This window comes from Arthrobacter sp. efr-133-R2A-120 (assembly GCF_030209835.1).
GTDB lineage: Bacteria > Actinomycetota > Actinomycetes > Actinomycetales > Micrococcaceae > Arthrobacter.
In genome coordinates this window covers 44,420-65,114 of the sequence record NZ_JARVRF010000024.1, presented here as the reverse complement: position 1 = coordinate 65,114, position 20,695 = coordinate 44,420, and the positions used below count along the sequence as shown (strand labels likewise).

17 protein-coding genes and 1 pseudogene are annotated in these 20,695 nt (G+C 65.4%); 13 read left to right on the top strand and 5 right to left on the bottom strand.

The annotated features are described in order from the left end of the window. Positions 1–50: 50 nt before the first annotated feature. Positions 51–701 (bottom strand): TetR/AcrR family transcriptional regulator C-terminal domain-containing protein, encoded by a 651-nt coding sequence (locus tag QRN52_RS12965; RefSeq protein WP_284753139.1) that lies wholly within the window; start codon positions 699–701, stop codon positions 51–53. Between the two features lie 73 nt (positions 702–774). Between QRN52_RS12965 and QRN52_RS12960 the strand changes: the two genes are divergently transcribed. The 10 genes from QRN52_RS12960 (at position 775) to QRN52_RS12915 (ending at position 13,807) form a co-directional block, all read left to right on the top strand. Further along, a complete protein-coding gene (locus QRN52_RS12960) occupies positions 775–1,926 on the top strand; it encodes a sulfite oxidase (protein ID WP_284753138.1) in 1,152 nt (383 codons plus the stop codon). 93 nt (positions 1,927–2,019) lie between these two features. After that, positions 2,020–2,592: an SRPBCC family protein gene (locus QRN52_RS12955; protein ID WP_284753267.1), complete on the top strand. Its 573-nt coding sequence runs from the start codon at positions 2,020–2,022 to the stop codon at positions 2,590–2,592. Further along, a complete protein-coding gene (locus QRN52_RS12950; RefSeq protein WP_284753137.1) occupies positions 2,585–2,980 on the top strand; it encodes a hypothetical protein in 396 nt (131 codons plus the stop codon). Before QRN52_RS12955 ends, QRN52_RS12950 begins: the two co-directional genes overlap by 8 nt. Before the next feature lie 41 nt (positions 2,981–3,021). Next, the gene (locus tag QRN52_RS12945; protein WP_284753136.1) at positions 3,022–4,263 is read left to right on the top strand and encodes a cation:proton antiporter; all 1,242 of its coding nucleotides are present in this window, start codon (positions 3,022–3,024) and stop codon (positions 4,261–4,263) included. Positions 4,264–4,335: 72 nt separating this feature from the next. Further along, positions 4,336–5,595 carry a hypothetical protein gene (locus QRN52_RS12940; protein ID WP_284753135.1) on the top strand — a complete coding sequence of 420 codons (1,260 nt, stop codon included), beginning with the start codon at positions 4,336–4,338 and terminating at the stop codon, positions 5,593–5,595. Positions 5,596–5,664: 69 nt separating this feature from the next. Then, the gene (locus tag QRN52_RS12935) at positions 5,665–6,288 is read left to right on the top strand and encodes a hypothetical protein (protein WP_350225149.1); all 624 of its coding nucleotides are present in this window, start codon (positions 5,665–5,667) and stop codon (positions 6,286–6,288) included. 86 nt (positions 6,289–6,374) lie between these two features. Continuing rightward, positions 6,375–7,103 carry a YcnI family copper-binding membrane protein gene (locus QRN52_RS12930; protein ID WP_284753134.1) on the top strand — a complete coding sequence of 243 codons (729 nt, stop codon included), beginning with the start codon at positions 6,375–6,377 and terminating at the stop codon, positions 7,101–7,103. Positions 7,104–7,208: 105 nt separating this feature from the next. Further along, positions 7,209–7,841, top strand: coding sequence for a DUF4232 domain-containing protein (locus QRN52_RS12925; RefSeq protein ID WP_284753133.1), 633 nt, complete (start codon positions 7,209–7,211; stop codon positions 7,839–7,841). A 52-nt stretch (positions 7,842–7,893) separates the two neighbouring features. Continuing rightward, positions 7,894–12,891, top strand: a complete 4,998-nt coding sequence (locus tag QRN52_RS12920) for an ATP-dependent helicase (protein ID WP_284753132.1) — start codon at positions 7,894–7,896, stop codon at positions 12,889–12,891. Beyond that, a complete protein-coding gene (locus QRN52_RS12915; protein WP_284753131.1) occupies positions 12,884–13,807 on the top strand; it encodes an Fpg/Nei family DNA glycosylase in 924 nt (307 codons plus the stop codon). Before QRN52_RS12920 ends, QRN52_RS12915 begins: the two co-directional genes overlap by 8 nt. A 93-nt stretch (positions 13,808–13,900) precedes the next feature. Here QRN52_RS12915 and yczE read toward each other — a convergent pair whose 3' ends face one another. Continuing rightward, positions 13,901–14,521: a membrane protein YczE gene (gene yczE, locus QRN52_RS12910; protein WP_284753130.1), complete on the bottom strand. Its 621-nt coding sequence runs from the start codon at positions 14,519–14,521 to the stop codon at positions 13,901–13,903. 59 nt (positions 14,522–14,580) lie between these two features. Between yczE and yczR the strand changes: the two genes are divergently transcribed. After that, complete coding sequence (gene yczR, locus QRN52_RS12905) at positions 14,581–16,077, top strand: MocR-like transcription factor YczR (RefSeq protein WP_284753129.1); 1,497 nt, start codon at positions 14,581–14,583, stop codon at positions 16,075–16,077. An 86-nt stretch (positions 16,078–16,163) separates the two neighbouring features. Here yczR and QRN52_RS12900 read toward each other — a convergent pair. After that, a pseudogene (locus QRN52_RS12900) lies at positions 16,164–16,653 on the bottom strand (DUF4188 domain-containing protein). Between the two features lie 92 nt (positions 16,654–16,745). Here QRN52_RS12900 and QRN52_RS12895 point away from each other — a divergent pair. Further along, positions 16,746–17,318: a TetR-like C-terminal domain-containing protein gene (locus QRN52_RS12895; protein ID WP_284753128.1), complete on the top strand. Its 573-nt coding sequence runs from the start codon at positions 16,746–16,748 to the stop codon at positions 17,316–17,318. Positions 17,319–17,418: 100 nt separating this feature from the next. On the opposite strand, the gene QRN52_RS12890 is transcribed toward QRN52_RS12895, so the two are convergent. Then, positions 17,419–18,111 carry an SRPBCC family protein gene (locus QRN52_RS12890; protein WP_284753127.1) on the bottom strand — a complete coding sequence of 231 codons (693 nt, stop codon included), beginning with the start codon at positions 18,109–18,111 and terminating at the stop codon, positions 17,419–17,421. Next, positions 18,104–18,745, bottom strand: coding sequence for an ArsR/SmtB family transcription factor (locus QRN52_RS12885; protein ID WP_284753126.1), 642 nt, complete (start codon positions 18,743–18,745; stop codon positions 18,104–18,106). The genes QRN52_RS12890 and QRN52_RS12885 overlap by 8 nt, the downstream gene beginning before the upstream one ends. 152 nt (positions 18,746–18,897) lie before the next feature. On the opposite strand from QRN52_RS12885, the gene QRN52_RS12880 reads away from it, so the two are divergent. Further along, the gene (locus QRN52_RS12880) at positions 18,898–20,688 is read left to right on the top strand and encodes an alkaline phosphatase family protein (protein WP_284753125.1); all 1,791 of its coding nucleotides are present in this window, start codon (positions 18,898–18,900) and stop codon (positions 20,686–20,688) included. The last annotated feature ends 7 nt before the right edge of the window (positions 20,689–20,695 follow it).

Sequence of the window (20,695 nt, the reverse complement as noted above, 5' to 3'; positions counted from 1 at the left end):
TATGGCGAGCAACCTCGTCGAACACAAGCCCGGGCGGAAACTTCCCTTGACTACGCGGGACCCTGCCTGTTCAACGCCCCAGCCGGCCTTGCCCGCAAGCGCAGGCCGTCCATGAGGACGTCAAGCCCGAACTCGAAAGCCGTTTCGGCCCGGTCGGTGAGTTCCGATGCTCCCTCTACGGCACGTCCCAGCGCGGAGTCGGTGCCCGGTGCCACATCCCAAACACTGCCCGGAGCGGCCAGGTCGAGCGCCGCGCCAATGGCGAAACTGTCAATCATGGCGAGGGTCGAGGCAACCTCAGGGCCCCGAAAGCCAGCATCCTCCAGGGCAGAAGCCATGCGCTCATAAAGAGCTATGACGTGGGGGTTCCGGACGGTCTGCATCACCATGAGCGGGGCCGCACGCGGATGCCGGGCGAAGTTTTCCCGGTAGGTGCGGATCTCGGACCGCAGCACATCCTCCCAACTGGCCTCGGCACCGGGAGCCACGTCGAGAGGCAACGGCTCGCCTTCGGTAATGCGGCCCCGGACCAGTTCCAGGATCTCTTCCCGTCCCGACACGTGGTTGTAGATGGAGGACTGGCTGACACCGATCCGCGCGGCGAGTTTGGGGAGGCTAAAATCGCCGGTCTCATCAATGAGTTCCAGGGCGGCCGTGACCACGGCATCGATGGAGATCAAGGGTTTGAGCGGGCGCGCCATCAACGGACTCCTGAGGTTGTTTAGGACTCAAACTATCAGTGACACCACCGCCGCGGGCGGCCATACTGGGAGCATGAGCGTCAACACCCGCCGCACAGCGGAAGGCGCCGCTGTTGCCACCCCGGCCCCCACCGCCCCTGCTGCTCCGACAGAACCAACCACACCGGCCACTCCCACAACCGGTCCCATCACCCGCGAAGAACTGCAACTGGCTTCGCGCAACCACGCCATGCCGTTGGAGATGCTCCGATGGCCCGTCACACCGCTGGGCATGCACTATCTCCTGGTCCATTTCGACGTCCCCCAGATCGATCCCGTCTCGTGGCGGCTGAATATCGGCGGGCTCGTAGACCATCCGCACGAGTACACCCTGCCTGACCTCCAGCACCGCGAGCGCCGCACTCAAGCCGTCACGATGGAGTGCGCCGGCAACGGCCGCTCGCGGCTGGAACCGCGGCCTGTGAGCCAACCATGGGACCAGGGTGGAGTGGGCACCGCCGAATGGACCGGCACCCCGCTCGCTCCGTTGCTGCTCGACGCGGGCGTCTCCCCCGACGCCGTCGAACTCGTCTTCACGGGCGCGGACCGCGGGATCCAAGGCGGTGTGGAGCATCAATACGCGCGCAGCCTGACGCTCGCGGAAGCAATGTCCGACGACGTCCTGCTCGCCTATGAGGTGAACGGCCAAGCCCTGCCACCGCAGCATGGCTACCCTGTCCGGCTGCTCGTACCGGGCTGGTACGGGATGACGAGCGTCAAATGGCTGCAATCCATCGAGGCAATAGACCACAGCTTCGACGGTTACCAACAGCTCGACTCCTACCGCTACACCCAAGACGCAGACGATCCCGGCGAACCCGTTCAGCGGATCAAAGTCCGCTCCCTCATGGCTCCCCCAGGCGTCCCCGATTTCTTCACGAGGCAACGCACTGTCGACGCCGGACCTGTCCAGCTGAGCGGCCGGACCTGGTCCGGGAAAGGAACCGTAGATAGCGTTGAAGTCTGTGTGGACGGGGCCTGGGAGGAGGCCCAACTTCAAGCTCCGACCGGCCGGCATGCGTGGCGTGGATGGACGTTCACGTGGATCGCAACGCCCGGTTCCCACGAGCTGGCATGCCGCGCGACGGATTCCACCGGGCAGACCCAGCCGGAGGCGCCGGAGTGGAACTATCAAGGCATGGGAAACAATGACATCCAACGGCTGACGGTGACCGTCCGGGAGTAACCAGCCCGCGGGCACACCGAAGCCGGGCCGTTGACCGTGTGCAACGGCATGAGTACTGTGAGTCCACTATCCATCCGCGCCGTGGAGGCAGCAATGGGCGGCATTTCCAAGAGCAACGCCGACTACGAGTTCCTCACAGTGTGGCGCGTCGCGGGGACCCCGCGCGAAGTCGTGAATATTTTGGGCGACGCCGGAACACTGCCCCACTGGTGGCCTTCGGTGTATTTGAGGGTTGTTCCGCTGGATCCGGGAAATGCGGACGGGACCGGAAAAGCCTTCTCGCTGCACTCGAAAGGCTGGCTGCCGTACACGCTTCGCTGGAGGTTCACTGTCACCGAACCCATCACCGAGAGAGGTTTCGCGATCGCAGCGAGCGGTGACCTGAGCGGTACCGGGCGCTGGACTTTCGAACAGGACGGACCGGAAACGGTGGTCACCTATGATTGGCGGGTCAGCACCTCGAAACCGCTGCTCCGGCGGCTAAGCTGGCTGCTCAAGCCCGCTTTTGCCGCGAATCACCATTGGGCGATGGCGCGCGGTCAGGAGAGTCTCGCCCTTGAATTACGACGACGACGTCCCGGCACGGACCTCTCCAAGGTCCCGCGTCCGGCGCCCCCTACGTTTGCAAGCCGTTACCGCTGGCCAAGGAGCACAACGCATGCCTGATGACAACAAAGACGAAGTCCGCTGGTTGGCGCAGCCCGAGGACCAGGACTATCCGAGCGCGGCGGACTATTTGTCCCTGTTGGAATCAGACGACGTCGTTGCCTCCGTGGTCGCGGCGCTCAAGGATGCGCCCATCCAGCACCGCAAGGCCAAGGACATCCTCCGTGCCGCGCGGCTGGCGCTGTTGCCCGAGGACAACGCCCACGTCGCCTCGGACTTGAAGAAGATCAAGGAGGGCAAGAGGCTCTCGCCTATCCTCATGGTCAAGGGCGACCTTGCCAGGGGCATTCCCGCGCAAGTGGCCGATGGCTATCACCGGGTGTGCGCAAGCTACTACACGAACGAAAACACCGACATTCCCCTGAAACTGGCTGATGCGCCCCGGTGACCACCGCTAACCAACCGCAACGCCGGTAGAAGGAGGAACGTGTGTCGTTCTTTCAGCTTTCGCTGATCGCCGCGGTCGCGCTCCTCGGACCGTTGCTCGCGCTCCCCCGGAAATGGCACCTTCCGGTTGTGCTGGGACAGTTGCTGGCGGGCATCGTCATCGGACGCACGGGTCTCGGCCTGGTGGACTCCTCGGATCCGACGTTCACGTTCGTGGCCGACGTCGGATTCGCCCTCATCATGTTCGTCGCCGGGACGCATGTCCCCGTACGGGACAAAGCCATCCGTCCCGCACTGGGTAGCGGCGCACTGCGCGCCGGCACCGCGGCGGTGCTGGCCGCCGTCGTCGGAATCGCAATCGCTTTTGCCTTCGGCACCGGACATGCTCCCCTCTACATCGTTCTGCTCGCGTCCTCCTCCGCAGCGTTGGTCTTGCCGATCGTCGACTCGCTTCGGCTGACAGGGCCGAAGGTCCTGACGACGACGGCGCAAGTGGCGATCGCTGATATCGCTTGCATTGTGGCGCTTCCGTTAGCCGTTGACCCGCCGAACGCCGGCCGGGCGGCGGTCGGGGCAGCCGTCGTCGCGGCTTGCGCGCTGGTCCTGTTTTTTGTGCTTCGCTGGCTGGAGAACAGCGGCAACCGCGGAAGGTTGCACGACATCTCCGAAGACCGGAAGTTCGCACTGGAACTACGGATCCAGCTGGCCTTGCTGTTCGCGCTTTCAGGGCTCGCGGTCCTCGGCCACGTCTCCATCATGCTGGCCGGGTTCTCCTTCGGTCTGGTGGTCTCCGCGGTGGGCGAACCCCGTCGCCTTGCGCACCAGCTCTTCGCCGTGAGCGATGGTTTCCTGGGGCCGGTCTTCTTCGTCTGGCTGGGCGCATCGCTCGACCTGCGGACTCTCGCGGGCAGCCCGAGAATGATCCTCCTCGGGATCTGCCTTGGCTTTGGAACACTGCTGGTGCACGGAAGCATCCGGGCCCTCGGCCAGCCCTTGCCGCTCGCAGTACTGGCCTCGTCCCAATTGGGAGTGCCGGTTGCAGCCGCCACCATCGGCTCCCAATTGCACCTGCTGGAACCGGGAGAAGCGGCCGCCATGATCCTCGGCGCCCTCATCAGCATCGGTGCAAGCACCATCGCCGGCTCGCGGGCGGCACGAAGATATTCGGAAGCCGCGCCGGAATCCGCGCCGGAATCCGCGGGCAAGGGGCCAAAGAGCGAGGGTCCGTCCGACAAAGGCCAAGCCGGCAAGCCGTCGGAGGGCGGTCCAGCAATAACTGCCTGATTTCCAAACCCGCGTATTGATTCGGGTAACGTCAGTGCGGTAGTTGTGCGCCCGGGAAGCGAAGGAGCGGCCATGAGCCGGAAGACGAAAAAGCCAAAGGCCCGCGGCGGGCACCTCAAGGCAGCGCCTTCGGCCCCCAAAATGCCTTTGCAGTTGGTCCTCAACCATCGCGTAGTCGACTCCCTCACCCCGGAATTCGTTCACTGGTACGAGAGATTCAGTGACGCCGAAGACGCCTTAAGGTGTCTGCATATCGTCAAACTCTTCATCTCGGCGAGCCACGCGATCAGCGAGGAAAGCTCCGCAACCAGGTTCGACCCTGACAGCTTGGACGATGCAGCCCTTGCCCTTGCCGGGATGCTTGACGTGGCTGACAGCGATGAGGCGCTTGTCGAGATCTTCGATTACTTGCACCTTTATGCTGAATTCCTCTTTGAAACGGGCCGCTGGTCGGGAACCGAGGAGGACTACTTCGTCCTCCATATGCTCCTCAGCGAAGAAGCTGGCGGGGAATTGGATCTTCCTGGCAATATCCCGGAGCTCTCCGACGAAGAGCAGGACCGGGCGTTCCAGGAACTCCCGGTCCTCCAGTTGACCGGACGTTTGCTGGAGTGGCTGGGATCCGGAAAGGACGTCACCAGCACGGGCGTGCTCCGGCTGAAAGACATTGAAGGTGCGGCCGGAGTTGTAGGAGTGAAAGCCAGAGGGAAAAAGACCGGGAAACGGCCTCTCCCGGAGGGCCAGGGCGCGGCCGAAGTCGAGGGTGAAGTCGATCCTGAGTCATTTGAAGTCGGCTCCATGCACGAAGTTCCCGTACTAAGCGATATCTGGGCTGCCATGGTCGGCACCCGTATCCTGTCGATTGGGTCGACGCGTGCGCTACCTGGCGCTGGCGCCGAATCATGGCACTCCCAGGACCTCGATTCGAGGCTTCAGATCCGGCGAGAGTTCCTCACGGTATTCCTTGCAAGTGCAGTGATGGATTCCGGCAGCATGTGGGAGGAAGGTCCCCGGGACAATGCAACCCTGGCCAGGGTCCTGCTGAGGGGAGCCAGTGGGGAGCCTGTCAGCGTGGACGAACTCAAGAGTGCGGCAGCGAACGAATCGGTGGGCAGCGCGTTGCCCACTTTCGAGGCGATCCGGGCGCTCCGCGAGCTCGCCACCCTCGCCGATCTTGGCCTCGTCCACGTGGACACCTACTACACCGTTCCCCCGGCGGTCATCCAGTGTGTGATCCCGGCGCTCGCCCTGGTTCTTACGATGGAAGACAAGTTCGAACCGGGCCCGTCACACGACCCATCCGACAGCGGTCCGGTCACGAACCACCGGTAGAATTGCGGGGTTGACCAGCCGGAACTGGACGGTCGACCATCCGCTTGAACGCTACCGAGGGAGGAACCCGTGAGCGCACCGCATGCCCGGACACCCTTCCATGCCATGCGTTCGGGCGCTCTGGCTATCGCCATTGTGGCCCTCGCGGCAGGGGCCCACGTCCTCTCCGGCGGCGCGCTTCCCGTGGCGCCGGTATTGCTGGCCGTCCTCGCATTGACCGGGCTCGTCACGACTCTTGCCACCCGGTTCAAGCTCGGATTCCCGGCCATCGCCGCGCTTCTGGGAGCCGGCCAGCTGGTCCTGCACGAAGCCTTCACGGCGTTCGGCCCGCTTACCGTTCCGGCTCCGGGTTCACCGGCACACCACTTGGCGGCCGAACACCTCTCCCCGCCGCTGGGCACTGAAACAGTACATTTTCACGAGGTCGACACTCCCCTCAGCTGGTTGATGCTGACCGGGCACGCCCTCGCCACTGCCGCTTCGGCATTGCTCCTGGCCAAGGGCGAGCAGGCACTGTGGCAGCTCGAGGCTTGGCTTCGTCCCCTCCTGCAACTCCTCCGACTGATCTTCAGGCCCGACCCCGGTAGCGGAGCTGTTGCGTTCAGCGCACCTCCGGTATTCATCCCCCGCCCGTGGCGGAACCTCAGGCAGGACAGCAGACGCGGCCCGCCCGCCGTCGTCGTACCCTCCTGACTCCGCCCGGCACCGCCTTCAACTGGTGACGGGCACATCCCCCGCATTTTGGCGCGCTTTCGCGCGCCCGTTGAAAGGCAATAACCATGAACAAGTCCCCACTCCGCCGTGCCCTCTCCGCTACCGCAATCGCGGGCGGCACCGCCGCACTGATGATGGCCGGGCTCGCAGGCGCATCTGCCCACGTCTCCATCAACCCGGACAAGACCACCGCCAACTCGTACGCGCTACTGACCTTCGGCGTCCCGCACGGCTGCGACACCTCGGGCACCACCAAGCTGACCATCAACCTCCCCGAGGAACTGACGGACGCCACGCCCACGGTGAACCCCAACTGGACGGTCGAGAAGGTGACGCAGACCCTGCCCGAACCCAAGAAACTGGCCGACGGCACATCCATCACCAAGCGCACCAGCCAGATCGTCTACACGGCCAAGGCCCCGCTGGACCCGCACTTGCGCGACGCTCTGGTCCTGTCCGTGAAGCTGCCCGACGCCGCCGGCAATACCCTCTACTTCCCCACGCTCCAGAACTGCGAGCAAGGGCAAACAAACTGGGCTGAAATCCCGAAGGACGGCCAGGACCCGCACTCGCTGAAGGCTCCGGCTCCGTCGGTGGCCGTCACAGCCGCGGATGCGGCCGCGGCTGATGGTCATATGGCTGCTTCAATCTCCACAGACCAAGCAGCTTCCGTTACCGACGACGGCTCGCAGGCACGCAGCTGGGCCGGCCTGATCGCCGGGGTGGCAGGGCTGGGGCTGGGTGGCGCGGCCTTCTTCCGCAGCCGTTCCGCCAAGGCTTCAGTATCCAAGTAACGAGTCCGCTGGGTCGGCGTCCGGAACATTACGATCCGGACGCCAATCCGGCGACGCTGCCGCGCCGTAGTTGACTCCGGCAAATGACGACGAAATGCTGTGCGCATGACGAATATGCGAGTCAAGAACGGTCTCCTGCTCACAATGGCAGCAACCTCGTTATTCCTGCTCTCCAGCTGCGCCCAAAGCCAAGTCCAGCCCTCGGGCACAGCCACGCCCAGCGACACGGCTTCGGCCTCGTCGTCACCCTCGGCCTCGAGTACTCCGACTTCCAGCGGTAGCGCCACACCATCGAGCTCCGGGACGACGGCATCCGGCGTCGCCCTCTGCAAAGCGGGCTCGCTGACGGCTTCTGTCGACTCCACCGGGGGCGGAGCGGCAGGCAGCGTCTACATGAAACTCATCCTCACCAACTCCGGTACGCAACCCTGTGTCCTCAATGGCTTCCCGGGCGTCTCACTCACGTCCGGACCCACGGGCGATCCGATCGGCGCCGCCGCCGCGCGCGACGACACCCAGCCTGTGACGGAAGTGGTCCTTGCTCCGGGGAAGGCCGGTTTCGCCCAACTCCGCTACACCCAGGCCGGCAACTACCCCGAATGCACCCAGGCACCTGCCGCGGGCTTCCGGGTCTACCCACCGGAGGACACTGCCTCGCTGTTCATCCCGCAGCAACGCACGGCCTGCAGCAACACCAATATCAACCTCCTGAGCGTCCAGGCGTTCCAGGCGGGGTAGGCGGTCTAGCCCTGAACCTTATTGTGTCGGTGCGGTGAGGCATGATGGAGGAATGCAGGAGCAGAAGCTACCGGGCGGTCCTGGCCGTACGGCCATGGACCGCTTCAGCCGTGCCACGCGCGAGTGGTTCCTCGGTGCTTTCTCCGCGCCCACACCTGCCCAGGACGGTGCATGGAAGGCCATTTCTTCGGGATCGCACGCCCTCGTGGTGGCGCCCACCGGTTCCGGCAAGACGCTCGCGGCATTCCTGTGGGCGCTGGACCGGCTCTTGTCCGTGTCCCCTATTGTTTCGGCTGACGCTATTCCGGGGCTTGAGGGCCCGACTGCACGTGCCAAGGCTCCCAAGCGCAAGACCCGAGTCCTGTACATCTCACCCCTCAAGGCACTCGGTGTGGACGTTGAACGGAACCTCCGCTCGCCGCTGATCGGCATCACGCAGACCGCCAAACGGCTCGGGCTGCCGGCCCCCGTGGTGAGCGTCGGCGTCCGCTCCGGAGATACGACGACGGCGGACCGCCGCGCGCTGCTCAGCCACCCGCCCGACATCCTCATCACCACGCCCGAGTCCTTGTTCCTCATGCTGACGTCCAAAGCCCGGGAGACGCTCAGCGAGGTGGACACCGTAATCGTCGACGAGGTCCACGCAGTTGCAGGCACCAAGCGTGGCGCGCACCTCGCGGTGTCATTGGAACGGCTTGATGCGTTGCTGCCGAAACCCGCCCAGCGGATCGGCCTCTCGGCCACCGTGGAGCCGCGCGAGCTCGTCGCACAGTTCCTCGCCGGTTCGGCACCCGTGGAAATCGTCGCACCGCCGTCGCACAAGAACTGGAACCTCAGCGTCAGCGTTCCTGTGGAGGACATGTCGGACCTGGCGGGAGCTGCGGGTGCCTTCGACTCCGGGCCGGCCTCCGGATTGCAACCTCAAGCGTCCATTTGGCCGCATGTTGAGGAGAAGATCGTTGATCTTGTCCTGTCGAAGCAATCCACCATTGTCTTTGCCAACTCCCGGCGCCTCGCGGAGCGACTCACAGCCCGGCTGAACGAGATCTACGCGGAACGCCAACTCATGGCGGTGGATTTGTTCTCTGTCCCGGCGGATTCGGTGGTGGACTCGGGGTTGCCGTCCTCGGGGCTGCCGTCCTCGACGGCGACCCCCGCGCACATGATGGCCCAAGCTGGAAGCACGAGCGGCGCCGATCCGGTCCTGGCCCGCGCGCATCACGGTTCCGTATCCAAGGACCAGCGGGCACTCATCGAGGACGACCTCAAGTCCGGCCGGCTGCGGTGCGTTGTAGCCACGTCTTCCCTGGAACTGGGCATCGATATGGGCGCGGTGGACCTTGTTGTCCAGGTCGAGTCGCCGCCGTCGGTGGCGAGCGGGCTGCAACGGGTTGGCCGCGCGGGACACCAAGTGGGTGAGATTTCCGAAGGCGTACTCTTCCCCAAGCATCGGGCAGACCTCGTCCACACCGCGATCACCGTGGAGCGCATGCTGAGCGGCAAGATCGAACGCCTCCATGTTCCAGCCAATCCCTTGGACATCCTGGCCCAACAAACGGTCGCCGCCACCGCGCTGGGAAGCATCGATGTCGAGGAATGGTTCGCCACCGTGCGCCGCTCCGCTCCTTTCGCCACTTTGCCCCGCTCAGCTTTCGAAGCCACCCTGGACCTCCTGGCCGGACGGTATCCTTCGGACGAATTCGCCGAACTCCGGCCGCGCATCATCTGGGACCGGAACGCGGGCACCATCGAAGGCCGGCCGGGAGCACAGCGCCTTGCCGTGACCTCAGGCGGCACCATCCCGGACCGCGGGCTCTTCGGCGTGTACATCATCGGCACCGAGAGCGAGGGTTCCGGCTCCGGTTCTGGTTCCGGCCAGGCCGGTGGGGCGTCCGCACAGGAGCCCAGTCCGGCGTCGCGCGCTGCCAAAGGCGGCCGGCGCGTCGGCGAGCTCGACGAAGAAATGGTCTACGAATCACGCGTCGGAGACGTTTTCGCCCTGGGGGCGACCAGCTGGAAAATCGAGGACATCACCCACGACCGTGTCCTCGTCTCGCCCGCCTTCGGCCAGCCCGGAAAACTCCCCTTCTGGAAGGGCGATTCCCTGGGCCGGCCGGTGGATCTCGGCCGCGCCCTCGGAGCATTCGTGCGCGAGCTCTCCGCTTCCGATCAAGGTCCAGCGCTGGAACGCTGCAAGGCCAGCGGGCTGGACGACTACGCCGCCGGCAACCTGCTCCAGTATCTGGGCGAACAGAAGCAGGCCACGGAAGTGGTCCCCAATGACCGGACGCTCGTGGTCGAACGGTTCCATGACGAACTCGGCGACTGGCGCGTGGTGCTGCACAGCCCCTTCGGCATGCCGGTCCACGCACCGTGGGCACTCGCCGTCGGGCAGCGCCTTCAGCAGCGCTACGGCCTGGACGGTTCCGCTATGGCCGCCGACGACGGCATCGTGCTGCGGGTGCCGATGATGGAAGACGAGCCTCCGGGGGCTGAGCTTTTCCTGTTCGATCCGGAGGAACTTGAGCAGATCGTGACGGCGGAGGTTGGCGGAAGTGCCTTGTTCGCCTCCCGCTTCCGCGAGTGTGCCGCGCGCGCTTTGTTGTTGCCGCGGCAGAATCCTGCGAAAAGGCAGCCGCTCTGGCAGCAACGGCAACGCTCGGCGCAATTGCTGGATGTTGCCAAGAAATACCCTTCCTTCCCTATCGTCCTCGAAACCGTGCGCGAATGTTTGCAGGATGTCTACGACCTCCCCGCGTTGAAAGACATTGCCGCCTCGATCGAACGCCGGGAACTGCGCTTGGTACAGACCACCACGCAGCAGCCATCCCCGTTCGCCAAGTCGCTGCTCTTTGGCTACGTGGCCCAATACCTGTACGAGGGCGATTCCCCGCTCGCCGAACGCAGGGCCGCGGCTTTGGCCCTCGACTCCACGCTCCTGAACGAGCTCCTGGGCAGGGTGGAACTGCGCGAACTCCTGGACGCCAAGGTCATTGAGGCCACCGAGCTCGAACTCCAGCGGCTGGCGCCGGATCGGCAAGTCCGCGGCATGGAGGGAGTCGCGGACTTGCTGCGCCTGCTGGGCCCCTTGAGCGTCGAAGAAGTGGCTGCCCGATTGCAGCCCGAAGGGGTGGAAGCCTCCCCGGTTGGTTCCCCGGATTTGCCCGCGTTGCATCCGGCGGCCGCATCGCATCTGGCCGCCCTGCGTAAGGCCAACCGTGCCCTCACCGTGACCCTCAGCGGCGTTGAACGATTCGCGGCCATCGAGGATGCGGCCCGGCTCCGGGATGCCATCGGCGTTCCGCTGCCCATGGGGGTGCCGCTCGCCTTCATCGAACCCGTCCACGATCCACTCGGGGATCTGGTCTCCCGTTATGCGCGAACCCACGGGCCGTTCACGGCCGAGGAAGCTGCTGCGAGGCTGGGACTGGGTGTCGCCGTCGTGGGCACCGCGCTGAAACGCCTGGCGGCGGACGGCCGTGTAGTTGAAGGCGAGTTCCGGCCGCACCCGAGTGCGCCGGACGCGGTTCCCGATGGGGCGGCGGAGCTGTCGGAGGCGCCGGACCTCCCCGCTGTCCCGCTCCACGGAGTCCCATTCGGCAGCGAATGGTGCGATTCCGAAGTGCTACGCAAGCTCCGGCGTCGTTCGCTGGCTGCGCTGCGCGCCGAAGTGGAGCCGGTGGACGCTGCTGCGTATGGCCGGTTCCTGCCCGCCTGGCAAAACGTGTCCGTGCCTTCTGCCGGCCGTTCCCGGGGTGCCCCGGCACTGCGCGGGCTGGACGGCATCATGACCGCCGTCGATCAGCTCTCCGGCGTCCCCGTTCCGGCGTCAGCCTGGGAGCCTTTGGTGCTGGCCAGCCGGATCTCCGACTATCAACCGGCCATGTTGGACGAGCTCATGGCCGCAGGCGAAGTCTTGTGGTCCGGAGCCGGCTCGCTACCCGGGAACGACGGCTGGATCAGCCTCCACGTGGCCGAAGCCGCGGAACTGACGCTCAACCCGGACCCTGATTTCGAGCCCGGCGATGCCCAGCTCCGCCTTCTGGAATACCTGCAGGGCGGCGGGGGCGCCTATTTCTTCCGGCAACTCACCGAGGTCGCCGGCGGCATGGATGCTGTCCTCAGCGACGACGCCGTGGTCGCCGCCCTATGGGATCTCGTCTGGGCCGGCCGCATCACAGGCGACACTTTCGCCCCCGTCCGTGCGATGATCGCAGGCGGCCGCACGGCACACAAGCAGCCCGCCCGCCCGCCGCGGGCCAGGTCCCTGCGCATGAGCAGGCTCGGCCGCTCGCACGGCACGGGCTTGATGGGATCGCCAGGACTCACTGGCGGACGCTACGGCTCGGTCACCGGAACGGCTCCCACTCCCCCGCTCGCCGTTGGACGCTGGTCGGCATTGCCGGCTCCTGAGATCGACCCTACGATCCATGCACGCGGCACCGCCGAACTCCTCCTCGACAGGTACGGCGTCGTGACCCGCGGCTCCGTCATGGTCGAGAACATCGTGGGCGGATTCGGGTTGATGTACAAGGTTCTCGCGCGCCTCGAAGAAGCCGGGCGGTGCCGCCGCGGCTACTTCATCGAGCACCTCGGAGCCGCCCAGTTTGCCGTGCCGGCGACTGTGGACCGTTTGCGTTCCTTCACGGAAGATGCCCAACTCGCCAAGACCGAGCCTGTCGCCTTGGCCCTGGCCTCGACGGATCCCGCCAACCCGTACGGGGCGGCCCTCCCCTGGCCCGCGTTGGCAGTCGACGCCGGATCGGGTCACCGTCCGGGGCGGAAAGCAGGGGCCCTGGTGGTGATGGTCGACGGGGCATTGGTTTTGTACGTCGAACGCGGTGGGAAGACCTTGCTCACTTTCAGCCATGACGACGCCGCTCTGGCGGCTGCCGCTGCGGCGCTCGTAGGCGTGGTGCGGCGGGGAGCAGTGGACAAATTGATCATGGAAAAGGTCAATGGCCATGACCTCCTGGACACCCCCGTGGCATTTGCCCTTGCGGCTGCCGGGGCGTATTCCACGCCGAAGGGTTTGAGGATCCGTGCCTGAGGGCGACTCGATCTGGCGGGCTGCCGCGGAGCTGCACGGTGCCCTTGCTGGGCAGACGCTGGTCTCCTCGGACTTCCGCGTGCCTAGGTTTGCCACGCTGAACCTGGCCGGATGGACCGTGTCCGAGGTGGTGCCACGCGGTAAGCACTTGCTCATGCGTTTGCTGGAGCCGGCGGCTTCGCCGGACGCAGCCGGTTCGGCGGCGGCTTCGCCGGACGAGGCCGGTTCGGCGGCGGCTGGTTCGGCGGCGGCCGGTTCGGCGGCGGCCGGACGGCCCCGGCGCGCCTTGACCATCCATTCGCACTTGAAAATGGAGGGAAGCTGGCAGGTCTATGCCCCCGGCGGCCGCTGGAGGAAACCCGGCCACACGGTCAGGTGCGTCCTCCGCACAGCGACGGCCGACGTCGTCGGCTTCTCCTTGGGAATCCTGGAAGTAATCCCAACCCCGGACGAAAACCGGGTAGTGGGGCACCTTGGCCCGGACCTGCTCGGGCCGGATTGGGACGCTGACGAGGCGGTCCGTCGGCTGCGGGCCGCCCCGGACACGCCGATCGGCGTCGCACTGTTGGACCAGCGGAACCTCGCCGGCATCGGCAATATCTACCGTTGCGAGGCGTGTTTCCTGGCTGGGGTGCATCCGGCCGCGCCGGTGTCGGCTGTGAAGGATCTGGCGGCGATGCTGACGGAGGCCAAGGGCCTGCTCGAGGCCAACTTAGGACCGGGGCGAAGGATGACGCGTGGCACCGCGTTCCCTGGGGTCCGGGGGATTCCCCGCTCTGGCTATTGGGTGTATGGCCGCGAGCACCAGCCGTGCCTTCGCTGCGGTACGCCCATTCGCCGCGGGCTGCTGGGACCGGCGTCGGGGTTGGAAGACCGGACCACCTACTTCTGCCCGAAGTGCCAGCCCGCCCTTTGATGCTGCCCGATTCCCTGGCGACACTGGAATTCCCCAGCGACGCCGGAATTCGGGTGCGTAGGGAATTTCGCCCGTCGCCAGGAAGAATCCGCGTCACGGAGCGGCTGGCACCGCTTCGGGGGCAGCCTTGGGAGCCTTGACCGGAACCGTGAACAGGGGCAGCAACAGTTGCACGACTGGTCCAATGGCCAAGGCGTAGACCACGGTTCCCACGCCGACAGATCCACCCAGCAGCCAACCCACACCAAGCACAACAACCTCGATCAACGTGCGGGACAAGCGCACGGACCAGCCCGTGCGGCGGGCAAGTCCCGTCATGAGTCCGTCCCGGGCACCCGGGCCAAGTCGTGCGCCGATGTAGCACGCGGAGGCGATGCCGTTGAGGACTACGGCGCCGGCGAGCATGGCGATCTGGCCACCCAGGTGCGAGAACGCGGGGATCAGCGCCAGGCCGATGTCCGCAAAGACACCCACCAGTACGGCGTTAGCGAGGGTTCCGAAACCGGGCATCTGCCGCAGCGGGATCCAGAGGAGCAGGACCAGGAAGCTGACAACAACCACGACCGTGCCGATGCTCCACCCGATCTTTCCCGCGACGCCCTGGTGGAAGACATCCCAGGGATCCAGGCCAAGGCCGGCCCGGATGAACATGGCCAGGGAGATCCCATACATTGCGAGGCCGATCAGGAGCTGGGTGATTCTGCGGGTCATCATGAAACCATGCTCCCTAAAACTGGCATTGCTTTCCATAGCCAGTTTGCGATACTGGTCTTATGCCCGGATCCCTGAACCCTACAGCCATGGCGCGTCTCCTCGGTCCATGGAACACTGGCGCCGCTCCCGCTTATCGCGAGCTTGCCGACGTCGTACGCCTTTTGGTGATGGACGGGCGCATCCCGCTCGACGTCGCACTGCCCAGCGAGCGCGCGCTTGCCGTCACCCTGGGGGTCAGCCGGACCACCGTCACCGCCGCGTACGCCAGCCTGCGCGAGCAAGGATTCCTCAGCGGCGGCCAGGGCAGCAGGGGTCGGACGGGCATTCCGCACCGGACGGTTCCCGTCAGCGGACCGGGACTGGCCGTCCCGGATGGGATTCTTGACCTCGCCTATGCTTCACTGCCGGCCACAGGCGAAGTGGTGCACCGGGCTTTCGCTGATGCGTTGATTGACCTCCCGGCACTGCTCCCCGGTTTTGGCTACGACGCGGTCGGCCTCCCGCCCCTCCGGGAAGCCATCGCGGACCGCTACACGGCAGCCGGCATTCCCACAACGGCCGCGCAGATACTGGTGACTTCGGGGGCCCAGCACGCGCTGAACATCATCTTGAAGACCCTCGCCGGTCGGCAACAGAAAGTCCTCGTGGAGCATCCCAGCTACCCCAACGCGCTCGACGCAATCCGCGCTTCCGGCTCCCGCACGGTTCCGGTGCCGATGCCGCCCGCAGCGGATCCGACGTCGGGCGGTGGCGTCGAGCCTGCCGCAGAGCCGACGTCGGGCGGCTGGGATATCGACGGCATGGTCGCCGCGATGCGCCACCAACGCCCGGCAATGGCCTACCTCGTGCCAGACTTCCACAACCCCACTGGGCGGATCATGTCCAACCTTCAGCGCCGCCGGCTGGTCCGCGAGGCGGCAGGGACGGGCACTGTCCTGGTGGTGGATGAAACGCTGCGCGAGCTGAACCTCGACGACGTCAGCACCTCGCCGCTCGCGGCGTTCAGTCCGGCGGTGGTGACCATCGGTTCGCTCAGCAAATCGCATTGGGCCGGACTCAGGACCGGATGGATCCGTGCTGAAGAGGACCTGATCAGCCGCTTTGTGCAGACCCGGACAACGATGGATCTGGGCGGGCCCATCGTCGAGCAATTGGCTGCGGCTCGACTGCTCCGGGCCTTCACCGAACCTCTGGACGCCAGGCTCGCGGAGCTGCGGCGGAACCGGGAAGCGCTGCTCGGACTACTGGCCGAGCACCTGCCCGATTGGCATGTGGAACGTCCGCGCGGCGGGCTGACGGCGTGGTGCAGGTTGCCCACACCGTCGAGTACGGCGCTCACCGTCGTCGCCCCGGACTTCGGCGTGCGCCTGGCGGCAGGGCCGCGCTTCGGCGTCGGGGGCGCTTTCGAGCACTTCATGCGCGTCCCGTACACCCTCGCACCGGCCCAGCTTGAGACGGCGGTGCTGGCACTGCGCGATGCCCAAGCCCGGATCGACGCGTCGCCGCAGCTCCGCAGGACCTTGAAGGCACCCAAGGAAGCCGCCGCCGTCGCGTAAGTCCCGCCGTCGCCGTCGCCCCTCCCCCACCCAACTGGCTCGCATTTGTTGTCGTTTCGAGCCCTCAGAACGACAACAAATGCGAGTCAGTTGGGTTGCCCGGCACCCATGCGCTGCTTGGCAGTGTTGGTGCCCGGACCGACCGGGACATGCGAGGTTGCTTTTGGCCAGGCCAAACTGCGGCATGCCGTTGTAGACCGCCTCAATTCCCGACGCCGGCACCTGATAGGTTTCGTGCCACACGCCAATGTCACCGCTTCCCGAGACTTCCTTCATGAAACGTCGCCACGGCCCCAAATGAGGCGAGTCCCTGTCCGCCGCAAATCGCCTCAGATGCTCGGGGCTCTCCCAATAGCTGAGGAGCATGGTGGTACGCCCGAACCACTGTTCGCAGCCGAGCATTCCGGACTCGGGATGTGCTGCGAGATGGCGAAGCATGGTGGGCATTGCCGATGCCACGCGCGCCACTTTGCCGATCTTCCACCAACGGTTGGCCCGCATTCCGATGAGGAAAACGGTCACCGACTCGCGCCCAGTGTCCGCCGTGAAGCGTCCCGGGAAGATTTCCTGTGCCATGTGAACCCTTCGGTCTGGGAACGGTAGCTCAAGTTCCGCTCATTGAGTTTAATAACGTTGTTACGAAACAATGTTATGAAACACTTGGAGGCATGGCAAGACCCATCGTTCATGACCAGCTCGTCCGGCAGCGGCTTCTTCAGGTGACGGCCGAACTCGTTGACCGGGATGGCCCCGCGCGGGTCACTCTCCGCGACGTTGCCGCGGCCGCCCAGACCTCAACCACGGCGGTCTACTCACTTTTCGGAGGCAAGGCGCAATTGCTGACGGCCGCCGTCGACGACGGATTCCGCTCGTTCGGCGACTCGCAACGGCTCGCCGAAAACAGTGGGCTCCGAGGCTTGGGGCTCGCCTACCGTTCCTGGGCACTGGAACACCCGGCCTTGTACCGGCTCATGTTTGGTGGCGCACTTGCCAGCTATGTGGACTGCAGCCCGACGCCGGCAGTCGCCTCGGAAGCCATGCTTCCCCTCATGGAGGCGGTGACCGCCGCGCAGAAAGCGGGGACCGTCCGCGCCGCCGAGGCCACGATGATCGCCATGTCCATCTGGGGACAGGTCCACGGACTGGTCAGCCTGGAGTTGGCGAACATGGAAGAACCCGGAACCGATTGGGAAGGGATCTACGACGCGGCGTTGGATGCCGTGGCGCGAGGCTGGCAATGACGCCCGAATTGCCGTGCGACGCGCAGACGGCCTGAGGACTCCGGAATTCCGTAGTCGTCAGACCATCTGCGTGTCGGCCAGCTTTTTGCGAGTCGCAGTTCTAGGCGTACACCTTCTCCAGGAACCCACCCCAGGCCTTCGCGGTCAATTCGGAATCGCTGCTGCCGCTGAAATCGTGCACCGTCATGCCCACGGGTGCTCCGAAGGAGTTGCGGCCGAAGAAGCGGTAGAGCGTGTCGGCCGTCCGCAGGCCCAGGAAGTGCTGGTTGGAGAAGTCGAGCTCTCCGCTCAGCCGGCCCACGCCGTCGACGTCCACCTCAACCGTCGAACCCTGCGCAACGCCGTCCACGCCGAGGGCCTTCTTCAGTTGCACGAAACCGTCGGGTGTCTGCGAGGCCGCCGGGCCCTGGATATCCGTGAAGACCACGGGCTTGCCGTCAAAGTACTGAAGGTACTGGCCCAGGGTGTGCAGGTAGAACTCGGTGTGCTTGCTGGCGCCGTCGTACTGCCCCTCCCAGTTGTCCGCGAAGATGCCGCTGTGGACATAGTGCAGCTTGGCCCGGCCGCCGTCGAGCGGTTCGAGCACGTGCTCCAGCTGGTTGAACCAGCCGTCCGGCCCGTCCATCCGGATCACAAGGTGGCTGGGGTACTCGTCCACGGTTTTCACGGCCGGCCACTGATCCGTGGGAAACATCCACGCCGAGGTGTCCTGGGTGACAGCCTGCCAGACCCGTTCAGGAGTGCCGGGCAGTTCGGTGTCGGCCACGATTTCGAATTCACGGTTGTCAGTCATTGTCCTGTTCCTTTTCTGGAAAGTGCTGCGTGTTTGTCTTGAGTGCGGGATGGAGTACGACGACGAGCCGGTGCTTGCGTGCGCCGCTCGCTCTTTCGGTCGAAGCACCGGTTCCGCCGTCGTGGTATTTGTCCACAAGCCGCGTCACCGCGACGCCGAGCTCCTCGGCAAAAGCGGCGCGGTCCGACGCCGATCGGAAGGTGATTTCGCCGTCGATCGCGAAGCTCGCAAGCTTTTTCTTGGCCGCGGCCGCGCCCGCTATCAGTTTGCCCATCTCCTGGACCGTCCGGGCCGCGAGAGCCAGGAGCCAGAAGGCGGAAAAGCGGTCCGAGAAGCGTCGGGGATCCGGCGCCACGGACGCGAGTGCCACCGGCGAGATCAGGTACGACGCCGCCGTCGCGCGCAAAACGCGTTCGGTGACGTTGCCCTTCTTCCGTTCCTCCACGAGCTCGACGAGTCCATGCCGTTCGAGGGCCTTGAGGTGGTAGTTGACCTTCTGACGTGGCAGGCCCACCTTAACGGCCAGCTGCGTGGCGGAACCGGGCTCGGCCAGTTCCTGCAGGATGCGGGTGCGGATCGGGTCCAGCGACGCTTCCGCCGCGGCGGGATCCTCGATCACTTCGATGTCCAACATGCCTCTATTCTGCCTACCGACAACTTTTATTGTCAATAACTTTTTTCTCGTCGGAAAGTTGCTCGCGCCGTCTTGCGGGACGTCGTACCGGCCTGTACCGCAGCGGTCAACCAAGGAGTACCCTGCGGGTATCACTGTCCGCGAGGTGCAAGATGAGGTTCAATAGTCCGCCCGCTGAGTCCGGAGCCGATCGGCCACTCAGGCGTCGCAAAGGGCGGATCCGGGCTTGGGCGTTGCGGCGTCCGGCCCTCGCTGCCTTGTCCATCGTCGCGGTCATCGCACTTGTGGGTGCTGCCGTCTTTTTCGGCGCCTTTTGGTCCCGGACGTTGGTGGCGGCCGGCACTGGGGCCGGGGCCGGCGCCGCGGCAGGGGCTCGCGCCGGCGCCGGCGCCGCTGCGGCCTCGGCTGCGGCCGGCACGTCCGCGGTGGATACAGGGATTTCGAAGATCCAACATGTCATCGTCATCATGCAGGAGAACCGTTCGTTCGACAGCTACTTTGGCACCTTCCCCGGAGCGGCCGGGATACCGATGCAGAACGGTGCCCCCGCGGTGTGCGTTCCCGATCCGGCCAGCGGATCCTGCGTGAAACCGTACTACGACCCCTCTGACCGGAACTCCGGTGGCCCGCACAGCCAGAGCAATGCCACGGCGGACATCGACGGCGGGAAAATGGACGGCTTCATCGCCCAGGCCGAGAAAGCCTCGAACAACTGTGCACCGAACGCCCCAGCCTGCGCGGGCGGCAACCAAAGCGACGTGATGGGCTACCACGACGCGCGTGATCTGCCCAACTACTGGGCGTATGCCAGGGACTTCACCTTGCAGGACCACATGTTCGAACCCAACGCCTCCTGGAGCCTGCCCGAGCACCTATACATGGTCTCGGAATGGTCGGCCAAATGCAGCCGCGCGGGCGATCCACAATCCTGCGTAAACGCCCTCCAGAATCCGGGCAGTCCGCCGGACTTTACCACCTCGATCCAGTCCACCCTCATCGGCAAATGCCGGGCCGGCCTGCAGAACAAGGCCTGCCAGGATGCACTCGCTGCTGCCGGGATCACACCGGACATTGCCATGCAACTGCACACACTCATCACGCAAAACTGTGCCGGCTCCGATTCCTACACGACTTGCCAGGCCGCGATCGACAAAGCAACCTTCCCCGAAGCGCTCAAGCAAAAGCTGCTGGCCGCCGCCAATCTGCTTGCTCCGCCTGACTACGCTTGGACCGATCTGACCTACCTGTTGCACAAACAGAACGTGCCCTGGGCGTACTACGTCTTCAACGGCACCGAGCCCGACTGCCAAGATGACGCGGCCATATCCTGCGCTCCCGTAGCCCAGAACGCGAAGACACCGGGCATTTGGAATCCGCTACCGTACTTCGACACCGTGAAGCAGGACGGCCAGCTAGGCAACATCCAGTCCCTCACCAACTTCTATACCGCCGCCAAGAAGGGCACGCTGCCTGCCGTGAGCTGGATCGACCCCACCGGATCCGTGAGCGAGCACCCCCCGGCGTTGATCAGCACCGGGCAGGCCTACGTCACGGGCCTCATCAATGCCGTTATGTCGGGCCCGGACTGGAATAGCACCGCCATTTTCCTCTCGTGGGATGACTGGGGCGGTTTCTACGACCACGTCACCCCGCCCACCGTGGACCAAAACGGCTACGGACTCCGTGTCCCTGGAATCGTCATCAGCCCCTACGCCAAACAGGGCAACATCGACCACCAGATCCTCAGCCACGACGCCTACGCCAAGTTCATCGAAGACGACTTCCTCCACGGCCAACGCCTCGACCCGGCCACCGACGGGCGGCCAGATCCCCGGCCGGATGTCCGCGAGAACAACCCCCAGCTCGGCAACTTGGTGAACGACTTCAACTTCAACCAGCAGCCCATCAAGCCCGTCATTTTGCCAGGCGGCACAACGTACTGAGCGTGCG